We start from the raw sequence: 19012 nt of genomic DNA, 5'->3' as shown, positions 1-19012 counted from the left end.
GCTAGCTCGCGGCTTGAGCGTCGCCCCCAATTCGCTCCCCGGCGTTCGATATTCTACCGCAGAAGCGGTATGGAAGCCGATTTGGCAAGTCGGTTCAGAAAGAAAATCCTTCTTTTCGCGGCAGTTTGCATGCGACGACTCCGTTTGCGACGATTGCGACGCGGGACAATTGAACGCCCGACGCGCCCCCCTGCAAGGGCCTGCCATTTTGCTAGAATGCCGGCCCTGTCGCGTCTGCATGCCTAAGCGGCGGCAAGCGCCATGTGCAACACGACGGCGACCGACTTGGCCGTTTTCGCCCGACTCGAGCGAGAGGCTGCCATCGAGCGGGCGTCGCCAGCCCGAGATCTGCCTGCGTCAAAGCACAAGCCCCCCTCCCCCTGCACGAACCGATGCCTCTGTTCCACCGAGTGGCGATTGTCGGCGTCGGCCTCATCGGAGGGTCGATCGGGTTGGCCGCGCGCGGCCGGGGCGTCGCCGGCGAAGTGATCGGCGTCGGCCGGCGGCAGGGGTCGCTCGACAAGGCCCTCGACCGCGGGGCGCTCGACCGGGCGACGACCCGCTTCGTCGAGGGGGTCGCCGAGGCGGACCTGGTGATCGTCGCCACCCCGGTCGACGGCATCGTCGACGCCTTGCGATCCGCCGCTTTCTTCGCCCCCAAGGCCCTGATGACCGACGCGGGGAGCACCAAGGCGGCGATTTGCCGTGAGTTGCGCGAGCCCGTTTCCGCCGACTTGCCCCAGCTTCGCCCCGGGCCGAACCGGTTCGTGGGGAGCCACCCCCTGGCGGGGGATCACCGGACGGGGCCGGAGTTCGCACGGGCTGATTTGTTCGAGGGCCGAACCGTGGTGGTCACCCCGGAGGACGACACCGCCCCGGCGCTGGTCGAGCGGATCGCCGAGTTCTGGGAAGCTCTCGGAGCGGACGTCGTCCGGCTCTCCCCCCACGACCACGATCAGGCGGTCGCGGCGACGAGCCACTTGCCGCACCTCGTGGCCTCCGCGCTCGCCGCGGCCACGCCGGAGGATTGGCTGCAACTGGCCGCGACCGGCTGGGGCGACACGACCCGCGTCGCTGCCGGGGACGCAAACCTGTGGACGCAAATCTTCACTCAAAACCGGGCGGCGGTGCTCGATGCGCTGCGGCGGTTCGAGCACCGGCTCGAATCGATCGCCCGCGCAATCGACGCCGACGATCGACCGGCCCTCACTGAACAACTGCAAGACGCTAAACGGATCCGCGATGCTTTGGGAGATTGACCTGCACGGCCGGGCCGGCGAGCGCGACGGGGCCGCGGCCGCGGTCGCCGCCGACGCCGCGGCGCTGGGATTGGCAAACGAGCTGCGCGTCGCCGCGTGTCACGGGTATCTCGTGCAAGGCCCGAAATTGGATGAGGCGGCCGCCCGCAAACTGGCGCGGGAACTGTTCGCCGACGCGGTGGCCGAGGTATCGGTCGTCGCGCCGATCGGGCATGCGGATCTGGTCGCTCCCCCGGCGCGGCTGGCCGCCGGCGGGTTGGACGAGCCCGTGCTGCTCGTCCAAGTGCTGCTCAAGCCGGGCGTCATGGACCCTGTCGCCCAGACCGCCGAGACCGCGGCCCGCGACCTGGGAGTCGAGGTCGACGCGGTCCGCACCCTCCGCAAGTACTGGTTCGCCGGAGTCGATCGGCCGAACGTCGAGCGAATCGCGGCCAAGGTGCTGGCCAACGACGCGATCGAGCGATCCGTCGTCGGGCCGCTCCCCTTCGAGCGGCTCGAGTCGGGGAGCGAATACCGCTTCGAGCTGCAGCACGTCCCGCTGGCGGGGCTCGACGACGAGGGGCTCCTGCGGCTCTCCCGCGAAGGACAGCTCTACCTGCAGCTCGCCGAGATGCATACGATCCAGCGCTGCTTCGACGAGTTGGGCCGCGACCCCACCGACGTCGAGTTGGAGACGCTCGCCCAGACCTGGAGCGAACACTGCAGCCACAAGACGCTCGCCGGGCGGATCGCCTATCGGGACGAGCATGGCGAGCGGCGATTCGACAACATGCTCAAGGAGACGATCTTCGCCGCCACCCAGGAGCTGCGCCGCCGCTGGGGAGACGACGACTGGTGCGTCAGCGTGTTCAAGGACAACGCCGGCATCGTGCGATTCGACGACCAGCACAACATTTGCTTCAAAGTCGAGACCCACAACCACCCGTCGGCCCTGGAACCGTACGGCGGCGCCAACACGGGGCTGGGAGGGGTCATCCGCGACACGCTCGGCACAGGGTTGGGCGCCAAGCCGATTGCCAACACCGACGTCTTTTGCTTCGCTCCCCCCGAGACCGCGGCCGACACGCTTCCCCCCGGGGTGCTCCACCCGCAACTCGTCATGCGCGGAGTCGTCGAGGGGGTCCGCGACTACGGCAACCGGATGGGAATCCCCACCGTCAACGGCGCCGTGTACTTCGACGAGCGGTACCTGGGCAACCCGCTGGTCTACTGCGGCAGCGTCGGACTCATCCCGCGCGACAAGTCGTTCAAGCAGCCGCAGCCGCACGACCTGATCGTCGCTCTCGGCGGCCGCACCGGGCGCGACGGCATCCACGGGGCCACGTTCTCCAGCGCCGAGCTGACCCACGAGAGCGAGTCCCTCTCCGGCGGAGCCGTGCAGATCGGCAACGCGATCGAGGAAAAGAAGGTGCTCGACGTCGTGCTCGCGGCCCGCGATCGGGGGCTGTTCACCGCGATCACCGACTGCGGCGCCGGCGGGTTTTCCAGCGCCGTCGGCGAGATGGGCGAGGAGATCGGCGCCGAGGTGTGGCTCGACAAGGCCCCGCTCAAGTACGCCGGGCTCTCCTACACCGAAATTTGGATCAGCGAGGCCCAGGAGCGAATGGTCCTGAGCGTCCCCGAGGAGCGCTGGCAGGCGCTGCACGACTTGTGCGCCGCCGAGGGGGTCGAGGCGACGGTCATCGGACGGTTCGAGCCGACGGGGCGCCTCGTGCTCAAATATCACGACGCGGTCGTCGGCGATCTGGCCATGGACCTGCTTCACAACGGCCGGCCGCCGGTCGTCCGCCAAGCGGCGTACGAACCGCAAGCGACGCAGCCGTTCCGTGCGCCGAGCGACGTCGATTTCACTTTGTCGCTGCGCTTGATCCTCGGCTCGCTTAACGTCGCCAGCAAAGAAGGGATCATTCGCCAATACGACCACGAAGTGCAGGGGGGCAGCGCAATCAAACCGCTGGTGGGCGTTTGCGAGGACGGCCCCGGCGACGCGGCGGTCGTTCGTCCCGTGCTCGGGTCGCCCCGCGGCGTCGTGATCTCCTGCGGCATGAATCCCCGCTACGGCGAGTTCGACACGTACCACATGGCCGCCAGCGCCATCGACGAAGCAATCCGCAACTGCGTCGCGGTCGGCGCCGATCCCCGGCGAATCGCGGTGCTCGACAACTTCTGCTGGGGCGATTGCGAAAAGAACGACACGCTAGGATCGCTTGTCCGGGCGGCACTCGCCTGTCACGACCTGTCGCTCGTGCTGGAAACCCCGTTCATCAGCGGCAAGGACAGCCTCAACAACGAATTCAGCTATGTCGGCGACGATGGCCGGAAGCGCACGATCGCGATCCCGCCGTCGCTGCTGATCAGCGCCATGGGCCAGGTCGCCGACGTCGCGAAGTGCGTCACGATGGATCTCAAGGCGCCGGGCAATCTGCTCTTCGTCGTCGGCGTGACGAGCGAAGAGCTGGGCGGGTCGCATTACGCTCTGGTCAATCAGTCGACCGGCGGCGACGTGCCGAAAGTGAACCCCGAGCGGGCCAAAGCGACGTTCGCGGCGATCCATGCCGCGATCGACGTGGGGCTGGTCGCCGCGTGCCACGACTTGAGCGAAGGGGGGCTCGCCGCAGCGCTCGCGGAGATGGCCTTCGCCGGCGGCCTCGGGGCCTCGGTCGACGCGGCCGCGCTCGTGGTCGAGGGAACCGTTACGCCGACCGGGCGATTGTTCAGCGAATCGAACACCCGTTTCCTCTGCGAGGTCGCGGCCGCCGACGCGCCTCGGTTCGCCGAATTGTCGGCCGGCGTGCCGCATGCCCGGATCGGCGTCGTGAGCGGCGACGACCGGCTGCGAATCGCGCTGGGCGAGGACCTGCTCGTCGATGCGGAACTCGGCGAGTTGAAGCGTGCCTGGCAGTCGGCGGCGTTGGCATGAGCGACGGATAACAAGCGGCGTGCAGCCGAGTTGCGACGGCCGGCGCGGCCGAAGTCGCCGGCGTGACGAGTATCGAGCGAATCAACTGGCGTCATTCATTTTGCGGTTTGTCATGGCCTCACCTCGCGTGCTTGTCCTTCGCGCCCCCGGCACCAATTGCGATGCCGAAACCGCCTACGCCTTCGAGCGCGCCGGCGGCGCACCGACGGTCGTCCACCTGGGGCGCTGGCTCCAGTCGCCGCGGCTGGCCGAGGAGTTCCAGATCCTGTGCTTGCCGGGGGGGTTCAGCTACGGCGACGACGTCGCCGCAGGCCGCATCTACGGCAACCAGCTACGCCATCACCTCGCCGAGTCGCTCGCCGCGTTTCGCGAGGCGGGGAAATTGATCCTCGGCATTTGCAACGGATTTCAGATCCTGATCAAGAGCGGCCTGTTGGACGTCGACGACGCCGCAGGCCCGACCGCGACGCTCGCCTGGAATGAATCGCATCGCTACCAGGACCGCTGGGTGCGGCTCAAGAACACGAGCCCGAAATGCTTGTTCCTCGCCGGCATCGACACGGCGGAACTGCCGATCGCTCACGCCGAAGGGCGGTTCCTCGTCCGCGACGACGCGACGCTCGCACGACTCGAAGCGGCGGGGCAGCTCGCGCTTCGGTACGTTGCGGGAGACCAGACCGCGAGCGGTGACTGCAGCGCGCGACCGTACAATCCCAACGGCGCGACCGCCGACGTCGCAGGCGTGTGCGACGCCTCCGGCCGCGTCTTCGGTCTGATGCCCCACCCGGAACGCTTCATCGACCGCACGCAGCACCCGCAGTGGACGCGCAAGCCGGAATTGAGCGAAGGCGCCGGCCTGAGAATCTTCAAGAACGCAGTGGCTTGCTTCGCCTAACCGGGCCGCCCAGGTTCTCGAACCTGAACGGAGCAGCCTCAAGAAACGTCGCAACGCGATCCTGCCGCTGCCTGCACCGCAGTGGATCAACCGATCCGCCGTCGCATCCGCCAAGCGCCAACCGCCGCCATCGTGACCAGCGCCCCCGCCGCGGTCGGCGGTTCGGGAATTCGCCCCAGGTCCTGATAGATGCGCGTCGCGTTATACGGCGCAGTGGGCTGCTGCGGGTTGACGCCCGACTTCACGTACAGCTTGCCCTCGTCCGGGAGATACTCCAGGCCGTGGCCGTTGCCGGGGATTTCGCCGCTGCTCCAAAGCCGGCCGAGATTGGCGCCGGTGGCGGAATACTCCCACAACTCGTCGTCGAGCGAGCCGCCAATGCCGCCGGGACCGTCGGCCCGCAAGACGAGCAGCGAATCGCTGCGCGGATCGAAGGTCAGGCCCGAAAGCAGCATGCCGGCGTTGAAGCCGCTCAGGAGCGAGCCCGACTCCGAGTAGTGGCGCACGAAACCGCTGAAGTTGCTCACCCAAAGGCTGCCGTCGCGGGGATCGCGGGCCAAGCCGTTGGCGCTGACCAGCCCCGTGTCGAACGAGCTCTGAAAGCTGCCGTCCATTCCGTGGAACCGCACTTCGCCTGTACTGAACTCCAGCAAAACCATCCGATTGTGGGCGCCGTCGTAGGCGAGTTCGAGCACGTTGAACGAGCCGCTGGCGACCGTCATCGCGTACGGCGCGGAAAACGAGTCGTCGACCGTCCACCAACCCGTGATGCCCGCCGCGTGCCACTGGCCGTCGCCGCGGGCCAGCGAATTGAACGGCGGAATGCTGAGCGACTCGACAAGTTGAAAGTCGGCCCGACAAACGGACGCCGTGCACAAGAGGCCCGCGAGGATGCTGATTCGGGCGCAGGGCGTAAGCATGAGCACTCTCACCGAATGAGATTCGTCGTCGCGACGCTGCATCGTCCTGGTCGACGACGAAGGAGGAAGAACACGCCGAGGTTGCCGCGACAATACTGACAGCTTACTCGGCAGCGGAGCGGGCAACAACAATGCAGCCGCTGATCGCCGGGAAGTCGCCGTCGCGACGCCCCCTGAATGCGAGGATTTGCCGACCTCGATCGCATTCAGTCTCCAAGCGGGCCGTCCAGGTTCTCCGCCCTGGACGGCCAACGGCGCCGCGTCGAGGTCGCATCACTCGCAAAGTTGCATCGATCTCGTCCCCTCGTGTCGCCCAGGTTCGAAGAACCTGGGCGACCCTGTCAGGCTGATCTCAAGCCGCCCGAACGGTCACGAAACGACTCCGTGAATCTGCTTCGCTCTGGCGGAATTCTTATCGAAAATGAGCCACGACATCGTTTAAGCTACGGACGCCGGTGAGAGGCTTGTCACGAGTTTTGCTCGAGGGACGCGAGTTTTGCTGGCAAAAAAGGGCCTCTCCAATCAGACAGCGTCTCGCGCAAGTCGATGGCGCTCAAGCAGTTGCAAGCGTTTCCGTCGCGCTGCCGGCAGGAGTTTTGCTCCAAAAAATAACGTAGTTTTGCTCGCGGGCGGCAACAACGGCTCACCAGGGTTCTGCGACCTTGGCAAGCGAACTAACCCAGCGGCACGAATTCCGGCACGATGAGCGTCGGCAGCACGCCCGCTTCGTGCCCCTGCTCAAGAAATCGTCGCACCGCCTCGCGCCCCCGCTCGCCGAAGTCGAGCGTCCAGTCGTTGACGTACATGCCGACGAACGTGTCGGTCTTCGCATCGTCGAGATCGCGACCGTACTTCATGGCGTGGGCCAGGGCGTCGGCCCGGTGGTCGAGACCGTACTTGATGCTCTCGTACAGCAGCCGCTGGACTTCGGAGATCGCCTCGGGCCCCAGATCCTTGCGGATCGCATTGGCGCCCAGCGGCAACGGCAAGCCGTCGTTCCGCTCGCCCCACCACTTTCCAAGGTCGACGACAAGGTGAAGGTTCTGATCGCCGTAGGTGAGCTGCCCCTCGTGAATGATGAGCCCCGCGTCGATCTTGTTCCCCTGGTGCTCGCCGGCGACGACCGCGGGAATGATCTCGTCGAACGGCACGACGACGTACCGAAAGTCGGCTCCCAGGCAGAGCCGCAAGGCCAGAAACGCGCTGGTGAGCGTCCCCGGAACGGCGATCACGCGGGTCCGTACGTCGTCCAGCGTTGCGGCGTCGCGGGCGACGACCATCGGGCCGTATCCGTCCCCCATGCTCGCCCCGCAACTGCAGAGGGCGTACTTGTCCTGCAGAAAGGCGTAAGCGTGGATGCTGACCGCGGTCAGTTCCAACTCGCCGGCGAAGGCCCGGCGATTGAGCGTTTCGATATCGACCAGCTCGTGCACGAACTCGTATGCCCCCGTGTCAAGGCAATCGTTCGCCAAAGCGTGAAACATGAACGCGTCGTCGGGATCGGGACTGTGCCCCACGCGGATGAGCTTCTTCGCGGCAACGGCGGCTGACATGAGGACTCCGGATCGACGGGCCGAACGACAAGGAGCGACACCCGACGACGCCGAGCGGCTCCCCTGCTCAGCCCCCGCGGGGCGAGCGCAAACCCCGATGATACGACCGCAGCCCGCGAGGTCAACACGCGGTCCCGAGGGTTGCAATGCCATGGGAACGACCAGGGGGGCGGCTGGGGACGCGCGGCATCGCCGCCGGCCCGAGCGCATGCTCCCGCTCAGTGAAAACCGCGAGTCCCGTCGCCCGTTCACCGGCCGCCAGGGGCGTCAAACCTGCATCGAGAAGCCGCCGCTGGGAAGCGTTGCGTCGATCGGCGGAGCCAAGGGTCGGCGACGCGGGGGCGCCTCGACGACCGCCGGAGCGGCGGGCTCCGCCCCGGCAGACTCGGCCGACGTTCCTTTGGCCTTTTCGCACGCCAGGCGCCAGGTCTCGCGTTCGAACGCCAACAGCTCGACGGCCCGATCGAATTGGGCTCGGTCGTATCCCATGCTCACCGCGGCGAATTCGCGGAACAGGAACGCGTACTGCTCTTCCAACCGCTGAGCGATTGGGTCGGTCGACTCGGCGACTCCCATCGTGGCCGCTTCCATCACGTCGACGACGCGCAGCAGCAACTGGTGCACCTCGCCCGCGTGCGCCGGATCGTCCCACAACGATTGCGCCTTGCGGGCGAACCGCAGGGCGCCGTCCAACAGCATCAACTGCAAATCGGCGGACGAAGCGGTCGTGACCCGCGACTCCAGGTACTGGCCTGCGTTCGGGACGGTCTGACGGTGGAGAGTCATGGCGGCTGGGGAGCGAGGATGGGGACGGACGCGTCGCGTGCGGCGACGGAACGGTTAGCTCGACCTGCGCGAGCTGGTCAAGGGCGGGATGATCTGCAGATTCTCAAGCGCCTGCTGATTCGACTGCATGCGGGCGATGATCGACTCGAGCTGAGCGAACTGCAGCAACAGCCGCTCGCGCTGCCGATCGAGCTGCGAAGCCAACTGGTCGATCCGCAAGAGATTGGCGTCGACCTTGGACTGCAGCGCATCGAACCGGGCGCCGAACGCCCCGTTCTTGGAGTCGATCAGCCGATCGATTTGCGCGTTGAGCTTCGTGATGAATCCGCGATCGGCGTTCGTAAAGAACTGCTCGACTCCGGCGGGGTCCTCGGCGAACGCGTTCTGCAATCGCGTTCGATTGAGTTCCATTTTGCCGTCTTGTCCGACGCTCAGGCCGAGTTGCTCCAGGGCCTGGAAATTGCCGACGCCGAAGAACCGGTCCGTGAGCACGCGCGACACCAACTGGTCGACGGCGATCGCCTCGCGCGTCCCGAACAACAGCCCCGTGGTCAGCGAGCTCGCGTCGAACGAGGTCAACTCGCCCAGATCGGAACGCAGACTGTTGTAGGCGTCGACTACCTCTTGAACGGTGCTCACGAGCGACGAGTCGGAGCTCGCCACGGTGAGCGTCACCGGTTTGTCGCTGCCGGCGGCGATGGTCAGGTCAAGTCCGCCGATCGAATTCTTAAACGAGTTCGTCGACGAACTGAGCAGCACGCCGCTGCCGAGAACGTTGCCTTCGCCGAACGCGAGCAGGGCGTCTTGAGCCCGGGAGTTCTCCGTGAATTTGAAGCCGGTCCCAAGGGCGTCGACCAGCAGTTCGTTCGCGCTGCCGGAGGCGTCGACCGTCAGGCTGAGCCGGTAGCCGACGCCGTCGAAGAGGGTCCCGGCGGTCACGCCCAAGCCGAGCTCATTGATCCGTTTGGCTAGGGCGGACAGACCGTCCCCGGCGCTGGCGACGGCAGGAAACAGGCCGTTGCCGGCGAGCTGTTGCTTGCCCCCCGAGCGAACGACCGACCCGGTCAGCTTGAGATCGGCGGCCGTCGTCGAGTTGAGATCGACCGCCTTGATGGTCTGGCTCCCTCCGCCGTCGTCTTCAAGCAGAATGCCCGTCCCGGCGGCGTTCAGCTTGGCGCGCACCGAGAACCCCGTCGTGGCTTCGGCCCGCTGATTGATCAGGTTGATCAGATCGCCGACGGTCGAGATCCCCGCATCGCCGCCGTTGAGGTCGAGGTAGATCGACTTGCCGTTGGAGTCGTCGATCCGCACGTCCCCCAACGCGATCCCCGCGCCGCTGTTGAGCGAGCTGAGCAAGACGGAGTCGGCCGTCGAGCCCAGGTTGGTCAGATCGATGGAGCGCGTCGCCGAGCCGTCGACGACCTGCGTATCGACGCCGTCGATCGAGACGACCTTGCTGGGCCGAGTCAGTCCGAGCGTCTTGCCGATGTCGCCCCCGACGTCGACCGCCGCCAGCTTGCCCGAGCCGCGGGCCGTGTCGACGAGCACGATCCCGTCGCCCGTGTCGTTGATACGAGCCTCGACGCCGTTGTCGAGCGCGTTGATGACGTCGATCACGTCTCCCAGCGTCTTCGGCTCGCTGCCGACCGTGTTGAAGTCCGCGACTCGCGAGACTCCGGCGGTGTCGGTGATGCGCACGTCGCCGAATTTGACCCCCTTGCCGCTGTTGAGCGAGGAGAGCAAGGTTGCGCGACTGACGATTTGCCGGTTGAGCGATCCGCCGTCGGTCGAGCCGGCCGCCGCGTCGAAGGCAATCCCCAACTTCTCGGCGGCGTTGGTCGCGTCGCCGCTGGCGATCGTCAGCGATCCGCTGCCGCCGCTCTCGTCGACGACGACGATGCCGTTCCGGGCTTCGTTCACCGCGGCCGTCACGCTCGCCGACGAGGCGTTGATCAGTTCGAGAACGTCGGAGAGCGTCTCGGCCGAGGCGAGATTGACCGTGGCGACGGCGCCGCCGCGGTCGGTGATCTGCAGCGTGCCGAGCGATCCCAGCCCCGCGCCTCCGCCGAGCCGAGAGAGCAGCGAGTCGGCCAAGCCGGAAACGATCCGCTTGCCGGCGATCGTTCCCCCGCTCGCCGCCGCGTCGAGCCCCAGATCGGTCGCCGCTCTGCCGGCCGTGCCGTTAGCGACGGCAAACGTCCCGCCCCCCGTGGTCAGGTCGACCAGTTGCAACCGGTTGCCGTCGCTGGCGATGGTCGCGGCGACCTTGCCGCCGCCGGCCGCGTTAAGTTTGTCGAGCACGTCCTTGATTGTCGCTGCGCCGCTCAGATCGACGGCTGTCGTCGTGCCGTTGCGGTGGGCGATCTCGACGTCGGCGATGCCGGCGGCATTGAAGTCGACGCCGTTGCCGTCGTTGAGCTGTGCCAAACGAAAGGAATCGTAGAGCCGGAAGACGTCTCCCCCGGTCGCAACCGAGGCGGCCGTATTGATGCCGGCCAGTCCCAACCCGGCGGCGGTCGAACCGCCGGCCACTTCGGCGACGATCAAGTTCCCCGACCCGCCGCTGACGTCGGTCAAACGGAACGAGTCGCCGACGACCGAGGCTTGGATTCCGATCTCAGCGTTCTGATTGATCGCGACAAGCACATCGTCGACCGATTGTGCGTAGGTCAGGTCGATCGTGGCCGAAGCGCCGCTGCGATCGGTGATCTTGATTTTGCCTGCCGGCACGCCGGCCCCGCCGTTGAGGACCTCCAGCGCCGCCCCCTTGTTGACGAAGCCCCCCATCCGCAGGCTGAGCGACCCCGTCGAGAGGCTGGCGTCGAGACTCTCGAACCGCTGGCTCAGCAGTTGCTGCGACGAGGCGGTTCGCACCGGTCGCACGACGACCGTCCCCGCGGGGGGCGTTGTGCCCGAAGGAACGGCGGCTGAGAGCGCGTCCTTGTTGCTGCTCGTGACCGTGCGCGAGGAGTAGACTGTCGTCGATTTCAGCTTGTTGATCGCGAACTGGAACCCCAACAACCGCGTGCTGAGCGTGTTGACCGCCGTCTGCTCGTCCTGGATCGACTTGTTGCGCGACACCAGCAAATCGCGCGGCCGGGCCGCGAGCTGCATGAGCTGATTCACGGTATCCTCGATCGGGATCCCGGTGATCAGACCAATGCTGGAGGTGATGCGTGACATGGCGCAGAGCTCGGAAGTACGCCGAAGCAGGCCTGACCGAAGGGAAGGCCGTGTGCGACAAGTTTAGGTCGTCAGCGGGGTCCGACGGGGGCGCGTACTCATTAGGAATTATCGGCGCCGTTTGCCTCGCCGGATCAGTCAAACGGCGCCTGCTGGCGCCTGTGCCGAGGGAGGCCGCGGCGAACGACGGCGGCCCAAAAAACAGCCGGCTCGGTCTGCGAAGACCGAGCCGGCTGGCGTGGCGACGAATTATCCGTCCGCGAGCGTCGCTTAACCCCGGAGCAGGGCCAGCACGTTCTGCGGGTTCTGGTTGGCGATCTGGAGCACCGTCGTGCCGGACTGCACCAGAATCTGAGCCCGGGTCAACTGGGCCGATTCTTCAGCGAAGTCGGCGTCGCGGATCGAGCTCTCGGCCTCGGTCAGGTTGGTCAACGTGTCGTTGAGGGCCTGCTTGTTGGTTTCGAGCGTCGTCCGCTGGAAGGCGCCCAATCGACCGCGAAGCGAGGTGACCTGATCGATCGCCTCTTCGACGATGCGGGCGGCCACGTTCGTGTCGGTCGACAGCGAAGCGTCGTTGCCGGTGCCGAGCTGGAACAGCTTGCCGCTGACGCCGCCGAGGCGGGCGGTGTTCACGCTGCCGATGCCCAGCCGAGCTTGCTGGTTGCTGACGACGTCCGGACCGAGTTGGAACAGGGCCCCGCCGCCGGTGATCGTGAAGTCGATCGAGCCGGTGAAGCCCGCCGTAATGGTCGAGGTCAGGTCGAGCGTCGCGGTGTTGATCTGCAGGGTGTTGCCCTTGCCGTTGGCCGCAATGCCGTTGACCGTGGCCACGATGTCGGTGCCCGTGTCGCGCGACTGGGTCGCCGTGGCGGTCGAGAAGATGCCCGACGGGGTCGATCCCGAGCCTTCGGAAATGACCTTCAGGTCGACCAGGGCCGAAGACCCGTACTCGGTCGACCGCAGTTCGAGGGTCGTGCCGTTGGCGACGGCCTCGACGCCGGTGGCGTCCCTCACCAGATTGATGCCAGTCACGAGCTGCGAAATGCTGGTCCCGGCGCCGAAGCTGAGCACTTCCGACCCGGTCAGCCCGGCCAGTTCGAACACGACCGCTCCGGCCAACCCGCCCGCGGCTTCGCCGCCGGCGGTGTTCGCCACGGTGGGAGGCGCCTGGGTGGTCGAGTTGTAGACCCCCGAGCCGCCGCTGGTGGTCAGCGAAGCGGTGTACTCGGTGGTGGCTTCGAGCGCGGCGACGATGTCGCTGACGTTGATCGCGGTCGCAGCCGAATTCAGGCTGATCACGACGTTGCCGTTGGTGTCGACCGCCACGCCGACGCCCGTGCCGGCGTCGAACAGCGAGCTGTTGCTCGTCTCGTTGATCGTGACCGTCCGCCCGCTGCCGGCCGTGCCGACGTTGGCCGCGGTCAGCGTGATCACGTCATTGCCGGTCGTCGGAGCGTCGTAACCGGAGATCGCCTGGGCGCCCGAAGGGCCGGCGGTGATCACGTTCGTGCCGACGGCGCCGGTCGCGAGACCGGTCGCAGTCGCGTCGAGTTCCGTGATCGTGCCGTTCTCAAGCAGCGTGAGGATGTCGTTGAGCGACGAGCCGGCGGTGTAGGTCACCGTGTACTCGCCCGCGCCCGACCCGGCCGCGACGCCGGCGGTGCCGCCGACTGCGAAGGTCAGGCTCAGGTTTCCGCCGGCCGAGGTGGCCAGCGACGCAATGTCGATCGACTGGGTGGCGGTCTGCGCGTCGTCGCCGCCGGTCAGCACCGTCGGCGAACCGGGGGCAGCGTCGTCGGCGCCCTCGTACGTCGCCGATCCGCTGTAGACCGCGGTCGCGACCTCGGAAATCGACTGGATGGCTGTGGCGATGTCGGCGATCGTGGTCGATCCCGCATCGTCGACCGTGATCACGTAACCGTTGGTCGCGTCGCCCGAGACGCTCGGCGTGGCGCCGATGCCGTTCCCTTCGGCGATCGTGATCGAGATGTTGTTGTCGCCCGCGACCGAGGTGACGGCAATCGTTTCGGTCGAGGCGTCGCGCCCGCCGGCCAAGGTGCCGGCGCCCGTGTTCGAGGCCGTCACCGTGTCCGCACCGTCGGTGATGCCGCTGACGGTAAAGTCGCTGCCGGCGCTGATGAGGCCGGCCAGATAGGTCACCGTGTTGTTGCCGCCGGTGATGTCCATCGTCACGGTCAGCGTGTTCGTATTGGCGTCGTAGACGGCGCCTTCCGTTGTGTCGTTGACGATCACCAAGCTCTTGGCGCCGTTGCCCTCGTCGCCTGCGGCGTCGCCCAATGCGACGGCGGTCAGGGTGAACGAGGCACTGTTGGTCGAATCGATCGTGACCGTACCGGACGCCTGCAACTCGACCAAGTCAATGGCGACGTTGCCCGAGGCGGCCTGGGCCGCAGCCGTCTGGACGGTAAAGTCAACGGTGCCCGCGGCGGCGGTGCCGGCGCCGGTTTGGCTGCTCAGCGTGATCGTCGTCGACGCAGCCACGCCCGTGCCGGAACCGCCCGGGACGTTGGCCACGTTGACCTGGGCCCGCGTGGCGGCCGTCGAGATGCTCAAGCTCACCGGAACCGTGCCGGTGGCGCCGAGGTTGGCCTGGTCGATCTTCAGCGACTGCACGTTCGAGAAGTCGCTGTCCGAGGTGTTCGTCACGAAATCGAGACTGCCGTCCAACAGCCGGCGACCCTGGAAGGTCGTCGTCTGGGCGATCCGGTTGAGGGCTTCGAGCGACGAGTCGACCTGCAACTGATTCGCGGCGATCTGCGCGTCGGACAAGGCGCCGGCGTTAGCGGACTCGGTCACCAACCCGCGGATGTCGTTCAGCAGGTTGCTCACCTGCCCCAGGGCGCTGTCGGCGGTGGCGATCACCTGGTTGGCGCGATCGGTGTTGCTGATCGCGCGGCGAATCGACGTGATGTCCGATCGCAGGTTCTCGCTGGCGATCAAACCGGCCGGGTCGTCTTTGCCGGTGTTGATCCGCAAACCGGTGCTGAGGCGAGTGAGCGCTTGCTCCAACGCTGCGTTGGACCGACCCAGCGTATTGCGGGCGACCAGCGAGCTGACGTTTGTGTTAATCCGAGTCATTTCAAACACCCCTGATCTAAGGAAAGCCAGTTTCCAACTGAGACCGGGACTTCTGGGGAGTCGACGACTCCGGCCTGTCTGTTGGGTAAGGTTACGGCGCCGAGGTCACCCGCCTCGCGAGTTGTCACACCGTGGTTCAAATCCGCCGACGGCCCTCGGCATCCTCGCCTACCACAAGGATTCGCCACGACTCGTCCTGCCAAGCGTAGGTTGCAAAATGCACCCGGGAGCGGCGGCGACGAATCACGGCGGAATCTTGCGGCGGTCGCTTTTCGGCGGCGCGGCCGGAGCCTCGCCGCTGATCTGCGGACCGTCTACGGGCTGATATCGTCGCCGTCAGGAGAGGCCATGAGCCAGTAAGACAGCATTTTTTGCGGAACTCGCCGGGGCGCGACCGACCAGATCGCCCAGCCGGAACAATCGATCCGCGTCGCGACGGAACGGTCGGCAAAGTCCTGCTAAGCGGCACAGCTTGAACAACCAACTGTGCCGTTCCGACATACGAACCGCTCACACGGCGCAGTCAAAACGGCGACCGGCAGAAGACGATTCGCAGCCCTCAAAGGGGCCGACGCCGACGAACGCCGTCCGCCGGCCGGCAAAGAAAACCACGGCGACGCCCGTGCGGAAAACCGCCGAATCGGGCCGTGTCGTCCCGCAGCAGTCCTACTGTTTCCCGTTCGAGGAGTTCCCCAGTTCGCGGGCGTCCTCGGGTCGCAGTTTCGCGGCCTGCTGATTCTCGCGACGGATCGCCTCGTACACCTCGCGGCGATGGACCGAGACTTCCAGCGGAGCTTCGATCCCCAGCTTCACCTTGTCCCCGCGAACGTCCACCACGGTGACGACCACGTTGTCGCCGATGATGATGCTTTCATCGCGTTGCCGTGAGAGAACCAACATGGCGGGACGACTCCAAGACAGGCGGACCGAGGCCGCGGGGGGATCGAGGGGCGGGGATTTCGGAAACTCGACGAAGTCAACGAACGACTAAAACGAACAACCAAAACGACGACCGGCGGCGCACCGAGCGTCATGCTGAGCGACGCAACGGCTCCAGGTGCGGCAAGAGGTGCTGCACAGGCAGCGCGTCTTTGGCGATCACTTGGCGGCCGCGGCGGGTCTCGACGTTGATCACCAGCGGCGCCCGCAGGTTCAGCGACAAGCCCTCCGACTGGCGGCTGACGATGACCGCCACTTGGGCGTCGCGGAGGTTCTCGAGCCGCAACGGCTGCAACTCGCCCCGCGAGACGCGGAGCTGGTAGTCGGGCACGAACCGTCGCGGGGCCACCAACCCGACGGCGACTTCCGGATCGTCGACGGACTGCAGCCAACCTAAGAGCGAGTTCTTGGCGTCGGCCAGCAGCAGCCAACGACGGCACTCGCGCAGCCCGATCAGGCCGTGGTCGAACGTGATCAGATCCCCGGGCGTCGCCCGCAGGGCGCCAAAGCGCGTCGTCATGACGTCCATTTCGCGTGCCTCCTGCTTCCATGTCGGCGCAAGTCCCCCGGGGCGGCGCACCGCTCGCCATCTCCGGCAAGTTCAGTCCGCGACCAGAGCTCGGGGCCCCGAATCCAGGGACTATGCTCCGCAGACAGGATCGGCATGCACAGGCGCCGCCGGGCGAGAAAATTCCCAAACCAGCGATCGTGCGGGTTAGGCAAACTCTGCCGAAGCGCGACGCCGGAGACGACGCCGACCGCCCTACAGAAAGTTCAACAGCGACATCTGCAGAATGCTGGCAGTCGTCTGCAGCGACGCCTGGAGCGAAGCTTGGCGCGCCACCAGATTGCTGATCGCCTCGACCAGATCGACGTCGATCGCGTCGGACAACGCCGAGCGGAGCCGCACGTCCTCGTCCTCCAGATTGCGCTGGCTCAGTTCCAGCGCCTGTTGACGGGCGCCGACGTCGGAGCGGGCGAACGAAGCCCGATTCAGGTCCGCATCGATCTTGGCGATGGCTCGTCCCATCGCCTCGACGTCGTTGGCCGCAATCGCGTCGCGAAGCTGCACGAGCGTCGTGAACACGCTGTCGGTGCGAAGAACGTGCGTATCGCGACCGACGATCACCCCGTTCGAGGCGGTCGCCGACGTTTGGCCGGCGGGAATCAAGCCCAGGTGTTCCGCCGCGTGGCTGCCGAACTCCTGCTGAATCTCCAGCGGCCGCCCGTTCAAGTCGACGATCTCGACTCCGTTTCCGACCGAGGTCAACTGGGCTCGGATCGCCACGCCCGCCGCGTTGTTCAGGGGGTGATTGTTGACCTGATCGAGCACGTCTTGAATCGTCTTGGCGGTCGACAAATCGAGGGCCAGCTCGACGGTCCCCCCCGCCCCGTCGTCGACCACGATGGTCACGTCGGTCAACGTCGTCGAGGGCGCCGGGGGCTCGATCAGCGAGTCGCGCTTGGTGAGGACGCCGATCCCATCGTTGAGTTCGGCGAGCTTGGTCTCTCCGGTCAACGTGCGAACCCCGAGCTGAGAGGCCGTTTGGCCGCCGTTCTCGCCGATCTGAAAGGTCCCGCCGCTCAGCCGCGAACGGATGTTGATTCCGTTGCCCGCCTCGTTGATCTCGGCCAGCAAGCCCGCGTCGGAGCCGTTGAGGATGTTCAGCAACTCGTCGACGGTCTCGGCAAGACTGAAGTCAAGGTCGAACGTCTGGCCCGAGTTGACGACCCGAATCCCCGACGCCTTGTCGAACGTCGTGCCGCTGCCCGCCGCCGTCGTCGCGGTCGCCGCGAGCGACACGACGCCGACGCCTGCCGAAGCGAGATTCTGAGAATCGCGCGCGTCGATTGACGCGGTGAACGTCCCTTCCGCGTTGATCGCGGCCGCCACGTGGTTGGCGGTCGAGCGGCCGTTCTCGACGTAGACGTACAGGGTTTTTGCAGCCCCGCCCGAATTGCCCGTGTCGCCGACGAAGCTGCCGATATCCGTCGCGGGGATCGTCGCCGCAGGATCGTAGGCGGATTCGCCTGTGGCGGTGAACGTCCCCTCGGCGTTGACGGCGTTGACGACTTCGTCGATGGTCGTCGTCCCCGCCGAGTCGACGGTGATCGTCAGCCGTTTGGTGATCGGATCGTACGCGGCCGCCGCCCCGGGGCCGATGCCGGGAGCCCCCGCGACGAAGATTTGCACGTTGTTGAAGTCGACCCCGGGGGCGGTCGCTTGCAGCACGAGATCGTTGCCGGCTCCCCCGAATCGCACTCCGGCAGTCGCCGCCCGCGCCGTCTCCGAGTACTGCACGTACTCGTCGCCCGCCGAGATTCCCGGTGCGAGCGAGTGCCGCGCACTGTCGACGAGCTGGATCGTCACGTCGTTGAACGCGGCGCCGTTGGCGGCCGCGGAGACGATCAGATCGTTGTTCGACCCCGGCGATTCGAGGCGAGTCGTCGCCTTGGAGCCGAGCAGGTCGTCGAGGCGCGTCGTCTTGAGGACGACCGGATTGAGGTCGCTCCCCACGAGCGGGCCGGTCAGCACTCCGGTTCGGTTGAGGATCCCCAGTTCGCGGGCCGCTCGCCCGCTGGCGACTTCGGTGATCGTAAGATTGCCCCCGCCGGCGTCGTCAATATCGACGACCAGCCCGCTGCCTGTGATCGTCGCCGACAACGCGCGCCCCGGCAGACCGCTTGATTCGATGAACCGCGCCACGTCGCCGACCGTCGTCGCCTTGCTGACGTCGACGATCACGGTGTTGAAGCCGTCGGAGATCTGCAGCGCCCCGTTGGGACTGACGCCGCTGCCGCCGTTGAGCGAGCTGAGCCGGGTGCTGGCCGTGACCTGCGGGTTGAGATCCGTCCCGCCGAGGACCTGGGCCGAAATCCCGCCGAACACGTCCTGGCCAGTGGCGTTCGACTCGAACAGCACGCCGATGTCCGAGAAGTTGCGGATCGACTTGCTGTCGCCTGCGTAGAGGACCTTGTCCCCCGCGATCGTGTAAGGCCGGACGTTCGTCTGCGACCCCGCGAACAGATACCGTCCTCGAAACCGCGTGTTGCCGATATTGACCAGTTGCTCGATGGCCCGATTGATGTCGTTGACGACTGTTTGTCGCTGCTCTTCGGTCGTGGCGGTGCCTGACACGCCGACGGCGGCGCCGCGAATGTCCCCCAGCAGCGTCGAGACGTCGGAGAGCGACTGCCATGTGGCGTCCAGATAAGACAACCCCGTGGAGACGTTCGAGCTGATCTGCGTCTTCCGCTCGATCAGGCGCTGCAGCGTAATCGCCCGCAACGCGGCCGGGGCGTCCTCGCTGGGGAGCGTGATCCGGCGGCCCGTGCTGATCTGCTCCTGCAGTCGGAACACGTCAAGCTGGTCCGCCTGCAACTGTTTGGTCAGTCGCTCGCGCGCCAGCAGGCCGCTGATGCGGGAATTCGGGATGGGAACGATTCCGGCCATACGA

Annotated in this window: 11 protein-coding genes; 3 read left to right on the top strand and 8 right to left on the bottom strand. The window is 66.6% G+C overall.

Going from position 1 to position 19012, the window contains the following annotated elements; all coding sequences use genetic code 11:
* Positions 1 to 392: 392 nt before the first annotated feature.
* The 3 genes from KF688_04960 (at position 393) to purQ (ending at position 5074) form a co-directional block, all read left to right on the top strand.
* Positions 393 to 1259, top strand: a complete 867-nt coding sequence (locus tag KF688_04960) for a prephenate dehydrogenase/arogenate dehydrogenase family protein (protein ID MBX3425011.1) — start codon at positions 393 to 395, stop codon at positions 1257 to 1259.
* Positions 1243 to 4179 carry a phosphoribosylformylglycinamidine synthase subunit PurL gene (purL, locus tag KF688_04955; GenBank protein ID MBX3425010.1) on the top strand — a complete coding sequence of 979 codons (2937 nt, stop codon included), beginning with the start codon at positions 1243 to 1245 and terminating at the stop codon, positions 4177 to 4179. The genes KF688_04960 and purL overlap by 17 nt, the downstream gene beginning before the upstream one ends.
* Before the next feature lie 112 nt (positions 4180 to 4291).
* Positions 4292 to 5074, top strand: coding sequence for a phosphoribosylformylglycinamidine synthase I (purQ, locus tag KF688_04950; GenBank protein ID MBX3425009.1), 783 nt, complete (start codon positions 4292 to 4294; stop codon positions 5072 to 5074).
* Between the two features lie 86 nt (positions 5075 to 5160).
* Here purQ and KF688_04945 read toward each other — a convergent pair whose 3' ends face one another.
* The 8 genes from KF688_04945 to KF688_04910 form a co-directional block, all read right to left on the bottom strand.
* Complete coding sequence (locus KF688_04945) at positions 5161 to 5994, bottom strand: hypothetical protein (GenBank protein MBX3425008.1); 834 nt, start codon at positions 5992 to 5994, stop codon at positions 5161 to 5163.
* 674 nt (positions 5995 to 6668) lie between these two features.
* Positions 6669 to 7547, bottom strand: coding sequence for an ABC transporter substrate-binding protein (locus KF688_04940; protein MBX3425007.1), 879 nt, complete (start codon positions 7545 to 7547; stop codon positions 6669 to 6671).
* Between the two features lie 267 nt (positions 7548 to 7814).
* The gene (locus KF688_04935; protein MBX3425006.1) at positions 7815 to 8333 is read right to left on the bottom strand and encodes a flagellar protein FliS; all 519 of its coding nucleotides are present in this window, start codon (positions 8331 to 8333) and stop codon (positions 7815 to 7817) included.
* Positions 8334 to 8387: 54 nt separating this feature from the next.
* A complete protein-coding gene (gene fliD / locus KF688_04930) occupies positions 8388 to 11516 on the bottom strand; it encodes a flagellar filament capping protein FliD (GenBank protein ID MBX3425005.1) in 3129 nt (1042 codons plus the stop codon).
* Positions 11517 to 11786: 270 nt separating this feature from the next.
* Positions 11787 to 14615 (bottom strand): hypothetical protein, encoded by a 2829-nt coding sequence (locus tag KF688_04925; GenBank protein MBX3425004.1) that lies wholly within the window; start codon positions 14613 to 14615, stop codon positions 11787 to 11789.
* A 666-nt stretch (positions 14616 to 15281) separates the two neighbouring features.
* Positions 15282 to 15515 (bottom strand): carbon storage regulator CsrA, encoded by a 234-nt coding sequence (csrA, locus tag KF688_04920; GenBank protein MBX3425003.1) that lies wholly within the window; start codon positions 15513 to 15515, stop codon positions 15282 to 15284.
* 130 nt (positions 15516 to 15645) lie between these two features.
* On the bottom strand, positions 15646 to 16074 hold the full coding sequence (locus KF688_04915; protein MBX3425002.1) for a flagellar assembly protein FliW: 429 nt from the start codon (positions 16072 to 16074) through the stop codon (positions 15646 to 15648).
* Positions 16075 to 16317: 243 nt separating this feature from the next.
* Complete coding sequence (locus KF688_04910) at positions 16318 to 19008, bottom strand: hypothetical protein (protein ID MBX3425001.1); 2691 nt, start codon at positions 19006 to 19008, stop codon at positions 16318 to 16320.
* Positions 19009 to 19012 lie beyond the last annotated feature (4 nt).

This window comes from Pirellulales bacterium (assembly GCA_019636345.1).
In the GTDB taxonomy this organism is placed as follows: Bacteria; Planctomycetota; Planctomycetia; order Pirellulales; family Lacipirellulaceae.
Note: the sequence above shows the minus strand (reverse complement) of the source record. Positions and strands in the feature narration are given on the sequence as shown.

Excerpts from the sequence above, each read along its gene's own strand:
- purL (MBX3425010.1), top strand. The coding sequence starts at position 1,243 with ATGCTTTGGGAGATTGACCTGCACGGCCGGGCCGGCGAGCGCGACGGG.
- purQ (MBX3425009.1), top strand. The coding sequence starts at position 4,292 with ATGGCCTCACCTCGCGTGCTTGTCCTTCGCGCCCCCGGCACCAATTGC.
- KF688_04910 (MBX3425001.1), bottom strand. The coding sequence starts at position 19,008 with ATGGCCGGAATCGTTCCCATCCCGAATTCCCGCATCAGCGGCCTGCTG.
- KF688_04945 (MBX3425008.1), bottom strand. The coding sequence starts at position 5,994 with ATGCTTACGCCCTGCGCCCGAATCAGCATCCTCGCGGGCCTCTTGTGC.
- csrA (MBX3425003.1), bottom strand. The coding sequence starts at position 15,515 with ATGTTGGTTCTCTCACGGCAACGCGATGAAAGCATCATCATCGGCGAC.
- KF688_04915 (MBX3425002.1), bottom strand. The coding sequence starts at position 16,074 with ATGACGACGCGCTTTGGCGCCCTGCGGGCGACGCCCGGGGATCTGATC.
- fliD (MBX3425005.1), bottom strand. The coding sequence starts at position 11,516 with ATGTCACGCATCACCTCCAGCATTGGTCTGATCACCGGGATCCCGATC.
- KF688_04925 (MBX3425004.1), bottom strand. The coding sequence starts at position 14,615 with ATGACTCGGATTAACACAAACGTCAGCTCGCTGGTCGCCCGCAATACG.
- KF688_04960 (MBX3425011.1), top strand. The coding sequence starts at position 393 with ATGCCTCTGTTCCACCGAGTGGCGATTGTCGGCGTCGGCCTCATCGGA.
- KF688_04940 (MBX3425007.1), bottom strand. The coding sequence starts at position 7,547 with ATGTCAGCCGCCGTTGCCGCGAAGAAGCTCATCCGCGTGGGGCACAGT.
- KF688_04935 (MBX3425006.1), bottom strand. The coding sequence starts at position 8,333 with ATGACTCTCCACCGTCAGACCGTCCCGAACGCAGGCCAGTACCTGGAG.